The sequence below is a fragment of the Flavobacteriaceae bacterium HL-DH10 genome, from assembly GCA_031826515.1.
GTDB lineage: Bacteria > Bacteroidota > Bacteroidia > Flavobacteriales > Flavobacteriaceae > Thalassobellus > Thalassobellus suaedae.
Genome location: CP134536.1, coordinates 2767359 through 2780544, shown reverse-complemented (window position 1 = coordinate 2780544; position 13186 = coordinate 2767359). Strand labels below are relative to the sequence as shown.

General features: G+C 30.8%; 10 protein-coding genes, 1 tRNA gene and 1 pseudogene. 4 read left to right on the top strand and 8 right to left on the bottom strand.

Translation table 11 applies throughout. The features are described from left to right. Positions 1–4 precede the first annotated feature (4 nt). Positions 5–1242: pseudogene (locus RHP49_11775) on the top strand (DEAD/DEAH box helicase). 9 nt (positions 1243–1251) lie between these two features. On the opposite strand, the gene RHP49_11770 reads toward RHP49_11775, so the two are convergent. After that, entirely contained in the window at positions 1252–1917 is a 666-nt protein-coding gene (locus RHP49_11770; GenBank protein WNH11574.1) for a M15 family metallopeptidase, read from the bottom strand. Between the two features lie 519 nt (positions 1918–2436). Between RHP49_11770 and RHP49_11765 the strand changes: the two genes are divergently transcribed. Together RHP49_11765 and RHP49_11760 are read left to right on the top strand one after the other, a co-directional pair. Beyond that, positions 2437–3153, top strand: a complete 717-nt coding sequence (locus RHP49_11765) for a hypothetical protein (protein WNH11573.1) — start codon at positions 2437–2439, stop codon at positions 3151–3153. Positions 3154–3424: 271 nt separating this feature from the next. Next, the gene (locus tag RHP49_11760; protein WNH11572.1) at positions 3425–4123 is read left to right on the top strand and encodes a DUF4369 domain-containing protein; all 699 of its coding nucleotides are present in this window, start codon (positions 3425–3427) and stop codon (positions 4121–4123) included. A 161-nt stretch (positions 4124–4284) separates the two neighbouring features. Here the strand turns inward: RHP49_11760 and RHP49_11755 are convergent. From RHP49_11755 to idi, 5 genes are all read right to left on the bottom strand, one after another. Next, positions 4285–4358, bottom strand: a tRNA-Thr gene (locus tag RHP49_11755). A 60-nt stretch (positions 4359–4418) separates the two neighbouring features. Beyond that, positions 4419–4688 (bottom strand): hypothetical protein, encoded by a 270-nt coding sequence (locus tag RHP49_11750; protein WNH11571.1) that lies wholly within the window; start codon positions 4686–4688, stop codon positions 4419–4421. 27 nt (positions 4689–4715) lie between these two features. After that, positions 4716–5687, bottom strand: a complete 972-nt coding sequence (locus RHP49_11745) for a mannose-6-phosphate isomerase (protein WNH11570.1) — start codon at positions 5685–5687, stop codon at positions 4716–4718. A 2-nt stretch (positions 5688–5689) separates the two neighbouring features. Beyond that, positions 5690–6100 carry a 6-carboxytetrahydropterin synthase gene (locus RHP49_11740; protein ID WNH11569.1) on the bottom strand — a complete coding sequence of 137 codons (411 nt, stop codon included), beginning with the start codon at positions 6098–6100 and terminating at the stop codon, positions 5690–5692. Beyond that, entirely contained in the window at positions 6097–6621 is a 525-nt protein-coding gene (gene idi / locus RHP49_11735; protein WNH11568.1) for an isopentenyl-diphosphate Delta-isomerase, read from the bottom strand. Before idi ends, RHP49_11740 begins: the two co-directional genes overlap by 4 nt. A 128-nt stretch (positions 6622–6749) precedes the next feature. Here idi and RHP49_11730 point away from each other — a divergent pair, with 128 nt between their 5' ends. Next, positions 6750–8339, top strand: coding sequence for a peptide chain release factor 3 (locus RHP49_11730; protein WNH11567.1), 1590 nt, complete (start codon positions 6750–6752; stop codon positions 8337–8339). Positions 8340–8397: 58 nt separating this feature from the next. Here the strand turns inward: RHP49_11730 and RHP49_11725 are convergent, their stop codons facing one another. Next, positions 8398–8715, bottom strand: coding sequence for a DUF3467 domain-containing protein (locus RHP49_11725; protein WNH11566.1), 318 nt, complete (start codon positions 8713–8715; stop codon positions 8398–8400). Positions 8716–8855: 140 nt separating this feature from the next. Further along, positions 8856–13157 (bottom strand): DNA-directed RNA polymerase subunit beta', encoded by a 4302-nt coding sequence (rpoC, locus tag RHP49_11720; protein WNH11565.1) that lies wholly within the window; start codon positions 13155–13157, stop codon positions 8856–8858. Positions 13158–13186 lie beyond the last annotated feature (29 nt).

Sequence of the window (13186 nt, the reverse complement as noted above, 5' to 3'; positions counted from 1 at the left end):
ATAAATGTCATTTAAAGACTTACAATTAAACAGACCGATTTTAAGAGCTATTGCAGAAGCTGGATATGATAGTCCAACCTTAGTTCAAGAAAAAACAATTCCTTCGGTATTACATAAAAAAGATGTTATTGTTTCGGCCCAAACAGGAACAGGGAAAACAGCTGCTTTTGCACTTCCTATTTTACAATTATTGTTTGATAAACAGGATGCATCAAAAAAAGGAAAAAAATAAAAGCTTTAATTATAAGTCCTACGCGAGAGTTAGCGGTTCAAATAAATGAGAATTTTATAACATACAGCACGTATACCAATTTAAGAACTACGGTTATTTTTGGAGGCGCAGCTATAGAACCTCAAATTGATGTTTTAAAAAAAGGTGTTGACATTTTAATTGCAACCCCAGGTCGTTTACTTGATTTACATAAACAAGACATTATCAATTTAGATTATATTGAAACTTTGGTTTTAGATGAAGCTGATTTAATGCTAGATATGGGTTTTATTGATGATGTTAAAAAAATTGCACGTTTATGTCCGGAAAACAAACAAACCTTATTGTTTTCGGCAACCATCCCTTATAAAGTTGAACAGTTAGCTAATACCATTTTAAAAGCTCCTGAACGCATTGAAGTCGCTGCTAATTCTTCAACCTCAAAAAATGTACATCAATTATTATATTATGTACCAAAACCCAAAAAAATAGAATTATGCTTACATCTTTTAAGAAACACTATTAAAGGTAATATTATCATTTTTAGACGCACCAAATTTGGCGTTGATAAACTTGAAAAAACACTCCTAAAAAATGGCTATAAAGCAGATAGCATTCATGGCGACAAAAGTCAAAATTTAAGACAAGAAGCGTTAGATAAATTCAAAAAAGGTGATGTTAATATTTTAATTGCTACCGATGTAGCTGCACGTGGTATTGATATTAATAATTTAGATGCGGTAGTTAATTTTGATTTACCTAACGTACCAGAAACTTATGTACACAGAATTGGTAGAACTGCTAGAGCAGGAAATACAGGTATAGCATATTCTTTTTGTTCGGCTGATGAAAAGCCTTATGTACAAACCATACAACAACTTATTCAATTACAAATTGATGTTATTGATGAGCATCCTTATCCTTTAGACCCAAAAGCGAAAAAAGAAATTCATAAAACACCTGGTAAAAGCAAACACAAAAAAGGACGAAAAAGCGAAGCTTCTAAAAAGAAAAAGAAACGTTGGTATTAATAACCACCCCTATTTTATAGGGAAATCAAAATAAGTGTTAGGAAAAGGTTCTTCTCTTAAAGTAAAATGCCACCATTCTTTAGGATAATTTCTAAACCCGTATTTCAACATAACTTTTTGCAATATTTTTCGATTGGCTTTCTGAGTATCGGTAATATTATCATAATTAACCCAAGATACTTCTCCGAAAAAATCATAAGTACTCCCCATATCTATAGGTTTCCCCGTATTACCATTAATAATGGTTAAATCTACTGTACTGCCTCTACTATGCCCAGATCTACTAGCAATATAATCTGCTTTAAAAAGATTTTCCTTTGCAACATCTGGATAAAAAATGGGCTTATTAATAGTATCATTTAAATCATTTGCCCATCGTATAAAATGATTAACAGCTTGTTGCGGTCTATAACCATCATATATTTTTAAACACAAATTATTATTCTGTAATTCTTCTTGAACGTGTTTTAAAGCAATTGCAGTTTGCTTCGTTAGGATAAGCTTATTAGAGTGATAACCATCGATAACCTTTCCTACGAAATTATTAGAAGTATAATACCTTAGTTCTACATTTATATCTGGTATAATATCTTCAACATAAACAAACCCTTTAGGCAATTGTGCAAAAGAAACAAAGCAATAAAAAAACAATAGGAATTTAAAAAAGTAACGCATTATACTTATTAGTTTATAAGCTAATGTAGATAAAATAATTACACCAAAAAAAAGAGCATAAAAAAACCGAGTTCCCTCAAACTCGGTTTTCTTTCAATTTGCTTTTTTTATTATGATGTAGATTTAGGGTCTCTATACCAACAACATAATGCAAATATTAATTAATTAATCCATTGAACTAAAAAGTATGTTATTTAGTACACTCCAAAGATATAATTATTAAAGATTATATAACGACAAAACACATTAAAATTCGATGAAATACACATAATTTTAACATTTAACGATTAAAAACATCGTTTAAACGATGAAATACAACTTTAGAGTAAAATATATTAATCCTACCTTTTATTCAATTTTATATTTTTAAGACACAAAAACTACTGATCTTCAACTTTTTAACAACATTTTGCACATAAAATGGGGAATAAACGATGAAATAGTAATTCTCAACGAAAAAAAACAACTATTAGGTTTTCACTTTATACATTTAAAATCTGAAACCCCAATCAGTTTAAAATGAAAAAGCACCTACTATTTATCAGTTTTCTTACTGTCTCGTATTTAAGTAATGCACAATTATACACTTTAGGTGTTAAAGGTGGATTAAATCAAAACAAAATTGGCTCATTATATCAACGTCCATATAATGGAGATCCTGGAATAAATCACCAACCTAATAAAGATATAAGTCTACAATTTGGAGCTTTCTTAAATGTGAAATTTGGTAAATTTTTTATTCAACCAGAATTAAATTATGTTAAGCTAAAAAATCATTATGATTTACCATTAAAAACATCCTATTGGAATACATCAAAAACCGAAATTCCTGTAATTTTAGGTTTTGAAATATTCGACCCCCTATCACTCTATATAGGACCAAACTTCAATTTCTATAAAAAAACTTCATTAGATGGTGTACAAGTAACGTCATTTAGTGATGGTGGGCCAGATTTAGATAAGAATACCTTAAGTTTAAGTTTTGGTATTAAAGCTAATTTTGGAAGGTTTGGATTAGATTTAAGATATGAATCTGGACAAAAAGAAACCCAAGAAGAACTCTTAGATATTATATACTCTGAATACGGCACAAATCTGGCAGATTTAAAATCATATACACCCAGCATTGTAAGTCTTAGTTTACATATAAATCTTATTAGCACAGATGGAGAGCATACGGATACTTTGTTTTCTAAATTATTTAAGGGTAATGCCTGTTGGTGCTCAAAGCATTAAATTATAATCATATAAAAAAAGCACTCTACATAGAGTGCTTTTTTACTAACTAACCAACCAAAAATATGAATTACAATTCTTAAATTTAAAGTAACCACACTATAAATTTTTATATAGAATGTAATTATTAATATATTATCAATATTTGTGCCAAAACAATTCTATTAATATTTTTAAGACATATTTAACATTTAATAAATTACTTATCTGCTACTAGTATTTAAAATATAATTGTGAGATATTTGTCGCTATCAAACTTAAAAAGTTACAAATGAAAAACGCACTATTATTATTTATCGCTTTTATGATTATTGCTTGTGGTGAAAAACAGCATGACCTAACTGTAAAAGGGCAAATAAAAGGATTAAAAAAGGGAACTATATATCTTAAAAAAGCAAATGATTCGGCATTAATAAGTGTTGACTCATTAACCATTAATGGTGATTCTGAATTTGAATTACATAGTAACTTAGAATCTCCAGAAGTATTATTTCTATACCTTGATAAAAATAGCTCAGAAAAAGATAGAATAAGATTTTTTGCAGATAAAGGCATTACTGAAATAAATACCTCATTAAAAAACTTTGCGTTTGATGCAGAAATTAATGGATCTACTCAACAAAAAACACTTGAAGAATACGAAAAAATGATGTCTAGGTTTAAAGATCAAAATCTAAATTTAATTAAAGAAAAGTTTGAAGCCCTTAAAGCCAATAATAAATCAAAACTTGATAGCTTAGAAAACATTCAAAATAGTATGCAAAAAAGACAGTATTTATTTACTGTAAACTTTGCTTTAAACCATAAAGATAGCGAGGTAGCTCCTTATTTAGCTTTAACAGAAATATATAATGCTAAGATTAATTTATTAGATACAATTAACAAGTCTTTATCAGTAAAAGTAAAAAATTCTAAATACGGAAAAGAATTACAGGAGTTTATTGACAAGATAAATGAATCAGAAAAATAACATTATATATAAATAACATCATTAAAGTAAAAGACCTTATTTCAAGGTCTTTTTTTTGTTTAATTGAGTAAGCAATAAAAGAATTCTAGTTAAAATGTTATATAACTTACTGACTCAAAATATGGTGTATAAAAAAGCCTCACAAAAGTGAGGCTTTTTTGAGCCGATGGAGGGACTCGAACCCACGACCTGCTGATTACAAATCAGCTGCTCTAGCCAGCTGAGCTACATCGGCGTTTTAACGGGTGCAAATATAATCGCAAAAATCATATTAGCAAGCAATCCGTTAAAAAAATTATCCTAATTTATTAATTTTTTCAATTAATGCAGTTCCTTTAGCTTCTAATTCTTGATTAATAGCTTTATAATGTGCCTTCACATTATCAATATTCTTTGCATTAACTTTAGCAATTAATTCATCAAAAGTTCCAATTGCTTCATCTATAATTGCTTCACTTTCTTTAGTGTCTTTATCAGTATTTGCATATTCCCAAATATAAACTGCTTCAATAATGTCTCCTAAAACGTAATTAATATCTTTTTTAAGATCTCTAACATTTGCCATAATTTCTATTTTAATTTAAACGCAAAATTAAACATAAACTTCTAATAGCGTTGCATTTTTAGAAGTAATTTCATAATTAATTATAGCTGCTGGAAGTAAAATAGTTTCTCCTTTATTGATAGTTTCTGTAAATCCGTTAGTTGAAATTTCAGCATGACCATCTACACACATATAAATAATAAATGAATCGTGTATATTTTCCTTTTTAAGTGTTTCTGATACTTTTAAATAATTAGTTGTGAAATATGGACAACTCACCATTTCATTCGATTTATTTTCGGTTTTATTATAACTAACTCTAAAGTTATCTGGCATATCAAAATCAAATGCATCAATAGCTAAATCGTTATGCAATTCTCGTTCATTACCATTATCATCTACTCTATCCCAATCATAAACTCGGTATGTTATATCGCTTGTCTGTTGAATTTCAGCAACCATAACACCTGCTCCAATTGCATGTACTCGTCCTACTTCAATAAAATAAGTATCTCCTGTTTTAACTTTATCGAAATTTAAAATTTGGGTGAGTGTTTTATCTGCCAGATGCTTTAAATACAATTCTGGTGTCATCTCTTGATTAAATCCTACTATCAAATTAGCGCCTTCATCGGCTTGTAATGTGTACCACATTTCTGTTTTACCAAAGGAATTATGTCTTTTAGCAGCGAGTTCGTCATTAGGATGTAATTGAATAGATAAATCCTCCTTTGCATCTATAAATTTAATAAGAAGCGGAAACTTATTTTTAAATATTCTATAATTTTTAAGTCCAATTAAATCGGCTTTATACGTTTCTAAAAGTTGTTTTAATGATTGCCCTTTTAGACTTCCGTTAGATACAATAGATGTATCGCCTTCAACATCACTAATCTCCCAACTTTCACCAATATTTGGTAAATCGCTATTCTTATTAAGTAATGTTTTTAACTTTTGTCCACCCCAAATTTTATCTTTTAATATGGGCGTAAATTTTATTGGGTATAAATTATTTGTCATTATTATTTTCCTGAATAAGTTACAAAATTTCGTGGGGTTTCATAAAGTGTTATTTCTAAGTCTAAATGATTTGCTAATTTAGGCTTTAACTTGTTATATATAACAACAGAGATATTTTCTGCAGTTGGGTTTAAATCTTTAAATTCTAAGACATCTATATTTAAATTTTTATGATCAAAAGCGTCTTCTACTTCTTCTTTAATAATATCTTTTAAAATTTTTATATCTATAACATAGCCCGTTTCCTGATCAATTTCGCCAGTAACGCTTACTATTAATTCGTAATTATGACCATGATAATTTGGATTATTACACAACCCAAATATTTCTTCATTCTTTTCAAAACTCCAATCTTTTCTATACAACCTGTGTGCTGCATTAAAATGTGCTTTTCTACTAACTGTTACTATCATTTCGAAATATTTATATGTTCGTAGAATTTATCAAAAATAATTTTAAACCATTCTGTATATATTTCAGGATTATTTAAAATATCGTTTTTTACAGCTTCAATCGACATCCATTTCCAACTAGCAACTTCGTCTGTATTTATTATCGGTTCAATATTACTATAACCTAATAATACATGGTCGTATTCATGCTCGGTTAACCCATTATCAAAGGGCGCTTTATAAATAAATGATATAGAGTCTTCTAAATCTACTACAAAACCCATTTCTTCTTGTAAACGGCGTTTACCAGCTTCAATATTAGTTTCTCCTTCTCTTTGATGACTACAACAGGTATTAGTCCATAATAATGGAGAATGATATTTATGTGCTGCCCGTTGTTGAAGCATAAGTTCGTTTTTATCATTAAAAACAAAAACTGAAAAAGCTCTATGAAGTAAGGCTTTTTCGTGTGCTTCAATTTTAGGCATTAATCCTATTTGCTCATCCTTTTCGTTAACAAGTATTACTTTTTCTTCTTTCATAGCATAACAAAAATACCAAGTATATTTTTAAAATACATGTTTCTATTCATAAATTTAAAATGGCTATAACAGGATATCATTATTGAACTTATAAATATTATCTTTGCAACCCATTTGCACAAATATTTATGAGTTTTTTAAAAGAAATACAACGAAGACGTACCTTTGGTATTATATCGCATCCAGATGCTGGTAAAACAACCTTAACTGAAAAATTACTTCTTTTTGGAGGTGCCATACAAGAAGCTGGGGCTGTAAAAAGTAACAAAATAAAAAAAGGCGCTACCAGTGACTTTATGGAAATTGAACGCCAACGTGGAATTTCGGTAGCAACTTCTGTTTTAGCATTTGAATATAATGGTATTAAAATTAATATTCTTGATACGCCTGGACATAAAGATTTTGCTGAAGACACGTTTAGAACACTTACCGCTGTAGATAGTGTTATTGTAGTTATTGATGTTGCTAAGGGTGTAGAGGAACAAACAGAAAAACTAGTTGAAGTTTGCCGAATGCGAAACATTCCTATGATTGTATTCATTAATAAAATGGATAGAGAAGGGAAAGATGCATTTGATTTATTAGATGAAGTAGAGCAAAAATTAGGATTAAAAGTAACGCCTTTAAGTTTCCCTATAGGAATGGGATACGATTTTAAAGGGATTTATAATATTTGGGAGAAAAACGTAAATCTATTTAGTGGAGATAGTAGAAAAGATATTGAAGAAACTATTGAAATTTCAGATTTATCATCTCCAGAATTAGATAAACTAGTTGGAGAAAAAGCAGCAAATACTTTAAGAGAAGAGATAGAACTTGTTGATGGTATTTATCCTAAATTTGATAAAGAAGATTATTTAAGCGGAAATTTACAACCTGTATTTTTTGGTTCTGCTTTAAACAATTTTGGAGTTAGAGAGTTATTAGATTGTTTTGTTGATATTGCTCCAAAACCTAGACCAAAACAAAGTGAAGAACGTTTAGTTAAACCCAATGAAGAGAAATTTACTGGCTTTGTTTTTAAAATTCATGCCAATATGGATCCGAATCATAGAAATCGATTGGCTTTTATAAAAATTGTATCTGGTGAATTTAAACGTAATGCACCTTACTTACATGTAAGGCATAATAAAAAAGTAAAATTTTCTAGTCCTAACGCCTTTTTTGCTGAAAAGAAAGAGATTGTAGACATATCCTATCCTGGTGATATTGTTGGCCTACAGGACACGGGAACTTTTAAAATTGGAGATACATTAACGGAAGGTGAAGTTTTAAATTACAAAGGGGTTCCTAGCTTCTCTCCAGAACATTTTAGATATATTAATAATGCAGATCCTTTAAAATCTAAACAGCTTTTTAAAGGCATCGATCAATTAATGGATGAAGGTGTAGCACAGTTATTTACTCTAGAACTAAATGGTAGAAAAGTTATTGGAACAGTTGGCGCACTTCAATATGAAGTTATTCAATACCGATTAGAGCATGAGTATGGCGCTAAGTGTACATACGAAAACCTAAATGTATATAAAGCGTGTTGGGTAGATCCTGAAGATCCAAAAAATGATGAATACAAAGAGTTTGTTAGAGTAAAACAACGCTTTTTAGCTAAAGACAAACAAAACCAATTAGTCTTTTTAGCGGACTCTTCATTTTCATTACAAATGACACAACAAAAATATCCGAGTATAAAATTCCATTATGTTTCGGAGTTTAATTGATGATAAAAACTTAAATATATAAAAAAAGCCTTTGAAAGTTAACTTTCAAAGGCTTTTTTTATGCTTGACCAGTTGGTCCAAAATTTAATGGAATTGGAGGTTGCTCATAATCTTTTATTTCACCATGTGAATTTTCAAATCTATTTACATTATCGGCTAAAGCTTTTAATAATCGTTTAGCATGCTGAGGTGTTAATATAATTCTAGATTTCACTTTGCTTTTAGGAACACCTGGCATAATATTCACAAAATCAACAACAAATTCTGAAACTGAATGATTAATTATGGCTAGATTAGAATAAGTTCCTTCTGCTACTTTTTCATCTAATTCAATATTAATTTGTCCTTGCTTTTGATTTTCTTTTTGGTCTGCCATAATTTTAATTTTAAATATAAAAGCCTTCAAGTTAATTAACATGAAGGCTTTTGTTTTTATGAAATGCCTCGACTTAGCTCAGCATAAATTCGACTTACAAGTTTCACTTCCCCTTCGGCTCGTGAAACTTGAGTCTCAATTTAGTTATAATTTAATTCTTGTTTTACTTGCATCATTTCGTCAAACTCTTCTTTAGAGCCAACTATAATATCAGAATAACTTCTCATACCTGTACCTGCTGGAATTCTATGTCCAACAATTACATTTTCTTTCAAGCCTTCTAAAGAATCCACTTTACCTGCTACAGCAGCTTCATTAAGAACTTTAGTTGTCTCTTGGAACGATGCCGCAGAAATAAATGATTTTGTTTGAAGTGATGCTCTTGTAATACCTTGTAATATTGGTGTAGCAGTTGCAGGTTGTGCATCTCTAGCTACTACAAGTTGCTTATCCTCTCTTCTTAAAAGAGAATTTTCATCACGTAATTCACGAGGTGAAATAATTTGACCTGCTTTAATATTTACAGAATCACCAGAATCTTCAACAACTTTCATTCCAAAAATAGCATCATTTTCTAGTATAAAATCTGCTTTATGAGCTAATTGATCTTCTAAGAAAATAGTATCACCAGAATCAATAATACGTACTTTACGCATCATCTGTCTTACAACAACTTCAAAGTGCTTATCATTAATTTTCACACCTTGTAAACGATATACTTCTTGTACTTCATTTACTAAGTATTGTTGTACTGCTGAAGGTCCTTTAATATTTAAGATATCGTTTGGCGTAATAGAACCATCAGATAAAGGCATACCTGCTTTTACATAATCATTTTCTTGAACAAGAATTTGATTAGATAATTTCACTAAGTATTTCTTAACATCACCTAATTTAGACTCTACTATAATCTCACGGTTACCTCTTTTAATTTTACCAAAAGAAACAACACCATCAATAGCACTTACTACTGCTGGGTTAGAAGGATTACGAGCTTCAAATAACTCAGTTACACGAGGTAAACCTCCTGTAATATCACCTGCTTTTGCAGATTTACGAGGTATTTTAACTAAAATTTTACCAATATTAATTTTCTCGCCATCGTCAATCATTAAGTGCGCCCCAACTGGTAAGTTGTACGAACGAATTGTTTCTCCTTTAGCGTCTTCAATATGAAGTGTTGGTATTAACTTCTTGTTTCTAGATTCAGAAATTACCTTTTCTTGGAAACCAGTTTGCTCATCAATCTCAACTTGGTATGTCATACCTTGTTCGATGTTTTCATATTTTACTTTACCAGCAAATTCTGAAATAATAACACCATTATATGGATCCCAAGAACAAACAACATCTCCTTTACTTAAACTATCACCGTTCTTAACAAAAATAGTTGAACCGTAAGGAATATTATTAGTACTTAAAACAATACCTGTTTTCTTATCTGTTAGTTTAAGTTCAGATGTTCTAGAAATAACAACATCAATATCGTTACCTTCTCCATCTTGCCCTTTAACTGTTTTTAAATCTTCAATTTCAGCAACACCATCAAACTTAACAGCTAATTTATTTTCTTCTGAAATATTACCTGCAATACCACCAACGTGGAATGTACGAAGTGTTAACTGAGTACCTGGCTCTCCAATAGATTGGGCTGCAACAACACCAACAGCTTCACCACGTTGTACCATTTTATCGGTAGCAAGATTACGTCCGTAACATTTAGCACAAATACCTTTTAAAGCTTCACAAGTTAATGCAGAACGTACTTCTAAACTTTCTATAGGTGATGCTTCAATAGTTTTAGCTATAACATCATCAATTAACTGACCTGCTTCAACTAGCAACTCGTCTGTTAATGGATTATATACATCATTTAAAGATACACGACCTACAATTCTTTCCTCAAGTGTTTCAACAACTTCATCGTTTTTCTTTAATGGCTCAACTTCTACACCTCTTAAAGTTCCACAATCTTCAGTGTTAATAATAACATCTTGAGATACATCTACTAAACGACGTGTTAAGTAACCTGCATCAGCCGTTTTAAGAGCCGTATCGGCAAGACCTTTACGTGCACCGTGAGTAGAAATAAAGTATTCTAAAATTGAAAGACCTTCTTTAAAGTTAGAAAGAATCGGATTTTCAATAATTTCACCTCCACCAGCATTAGATTTTTTAGGTTTCGCCATTAATCCACGCATACCTGTAAGCTGACGAATCTGTTCTTTAGATCCACGAGCTCCAGAATCAAGCATCATAAATACCGAGTTAAATCCTTGTTGATCTTCACGAATACGTTTCATTGACAATTCAGTCAATTCAGCATTTGTAGAAGTCCAAATATCAATAACTTGATTATAACGTTCGTTGTTAGTTATAAGTCCCATGTTATAGTTACCCATAATACCGTCAACTAAGCCATTGGCTTTATCAATCATTCCTTGTTTTTCTGGTGGAATGATAATATCTCCTAAACTGAATGATAATCCACCTTGGAATGCAAATTTAAACCCTAAAGTTCTAATCGCATCAAGAAAATCTGCAGTTTCAGGAACCGAAGTTACTTTAAGAATATTACCAATAATATCTCTTAAAGATTTTTTGGTAAGTACTTGATTAATATAACCTGCTGCTTGAGGCACGTGTTGATTAAACAACACACGACCAACAGTAGTCTCTACAATCATTCTATCTAACTTCCCATCTTCATTTAAATCAATAGTTCTTACTTTAATACCAGCATTTAAGTCTACTTTCTTTTCATTAAAAGCAATTTCAACTTCTTCTGGTGAATAAAACGTTAAACCTTCTCCTAAAATTGGCACTTCTGGAGTAGAGGTACGTAACTTAGTCATATAATAAAGACCAAGTACCATATCTTGTGAAGGTACTGTTACAGGAGAACCATTAGCAGGATTTAAGATATTATGAGACGCCAACATTAATAATTGACATTCTAAAATAGCTTCTGGTCCTAATGGTAAATGTACCGCCATTTGATCACCATCAAAATCGGCATTAAAGGCCGTACATACTAATGGGTGTAAACGAATTGCTTTTCCTTCAATTAATTGAGGTTGAAAAGCTTGAATACCTAAACGGTGTAAAGTAGGCGCACGGTTTAGTAATACTGGATGTCCTTTAAGAACATTTTCCAAGATATCCCAAACCACAGGCTCTCTTTTATCTATAATTTTCTTTGCAGATTTTACAGTTTTTACAATCCCTCTTTCAATTAATTTTCTAATTACGAAAGGTTTATAAAGTTCTGCTGCCATATTTTTTGGCAATCCACATTCGTGTAATCTTAATTCTGGTCCAACAACAATTACCGAACGTGCAGAATAATCAACACGCTTACCAAGTAAGTTTTGACGGAAACGTCCTTGCTTACCTTTAAGTGAATCTGATAATGATTTTAATGGTCGGTTAGAATCTGTTTTTACAGCAGATGATTTACGTGTGTTGTCAAACAATGAATCTACAGATTCTTGTAACATACGTTTTTCATTACGTAAAATAACTTCTGGTGCTTTAATTTCAACCAATCGTTTAAGACGGTTGTTTCTGATTATTACACGACGGTATAAATCATTTAAATCTGAAGTAGCAAAACGACCACCATCTAACGGCACTAAAGGACGTAATTCTGGCGGAATAATTGGCACAACTTTCATAATCATCCATTCAGGACGATTTTCACGATTATTGTTAGACTCACGTAAAGCTTCTACAACTTGTAAACGTTTTAAAGCTTCTGTTTTACGTTGTTTAGATGTTTCAGTATTAGCTTTATGACGTAATTCGTACGATAAAGATTCTAAATCTATTCTAGCTAATAAATCAATTAAACATTCAGCCCCCATTTTAGCAAGAAACTTGTTAGGGTCTGTATCATCTAAGTATTGATTATCTTGTGGAAGTGATTCAAGAATATTTAAATATTCTTCTTCCGTAAGGAAATCCATTTTTTGTAATGGTTCTCCCTCTTCATTTTTAGCATTACCTGGCTGAATTACTACATAACGTTCGTAGTAAATAATCATATCTAATTTCTTAGATGGTAATCCTAATAAATAACCTATTTTGTTTGGTAATGAACGGAAGTACCAAATGTGAGCCACAGGAACCACTAAATTAATGTGTCCTACTCTATCACGACGTACTTTCTTTTCTGTTACTTCAACACCACAACGGTCACAAACAATACCTTTGTAGCGAATTCTTTTATATTTACCACAAGCACATTCGTAATCCTTAACAGGACCAAAAATACGCTCACAGAACAAACCGTCACGTTCTGGTTTATGAGTTCGATAATTGATAGTTTCTGGTTTTAAAACTTCACCTCTTGACTCTGCTAAAATAGACTCTGGTGATGCTAAACCAATTGAGATTTTGTTAAACCTCTTTACTGTATGCTTATCTTGTTTTCTTGCCATTTTCTTTATAGTTTTCAGTATTCAGTATT

Bases quoted from the DNA above. Each gene is read 5' to 3' on its own strand.
- rpoC (WNH11565.1), bottom strand. From the start codon at position 13,157: ATGGCAAGAAAACAAGATAAGCATACAGTAAAGAGGTTTAACAAAATC.
- RHP49_11725 (WNH11566.1), bottom strand. From the start codon at position 8,715: ATGGCAGACCAAAAAGAAAATCAAAAGCAAGGACAAATTAATATTGAA.
- RHP49_11745 (WNH11570.1), bottom strand. From the start codon at position 5,687: ATGACAAATAATTTATACCCAATAAAATTTACGCCCATATTAAAAGAT.
- RHP49_11765 (WNH11573.1), top strand. From the start codon at position 2,437: ATGAAAAAGCACCTACTATTTATCAGTTTTCTTACTGTCTCGTATTTA.
- RHP49_11750 (WNH11571.1), bottom strand. From the start codon at position 4,688: ATGGCAAATGTTAGAGATCTTAAAAAAGATATTAATTACGTTTTAGGA.
- idi (WNH11568.1), bottom strand. From the start codon at position 6,621: ATGAAAGAAGAAAAAGTAATACTTGTTAACGAAAAGGATGAGCAAATA.
- RHP49_11730 (WNH11567.1), top strand. From the start codon at position 6,750: ATGAGTTTTTTAAAAGAAATACAACGAAGACGTACCTTTGGTATTATA.
- RHP49_11770 (WNH11574.1), bottom strand. From the start codon at position 1,917: ATGCGTTACTTTTTTAAATTCCTATTGTTTTTTTATTGCTTTGTTTCT.
- RHP49_11760 (WNH11572.1), top strand. From the start codon at position 3,425: ATGAAAAACGCACTATTATTATTTATCGCTTTTATGATTATTGCTTGT.
- RHP49_11740 (WNH11569.1), bottom strand. From the start codon at position 6,100: ATGATAGTAACAGTTAGTAGAAAAGCACATTTTAATGCAGCACACAGG.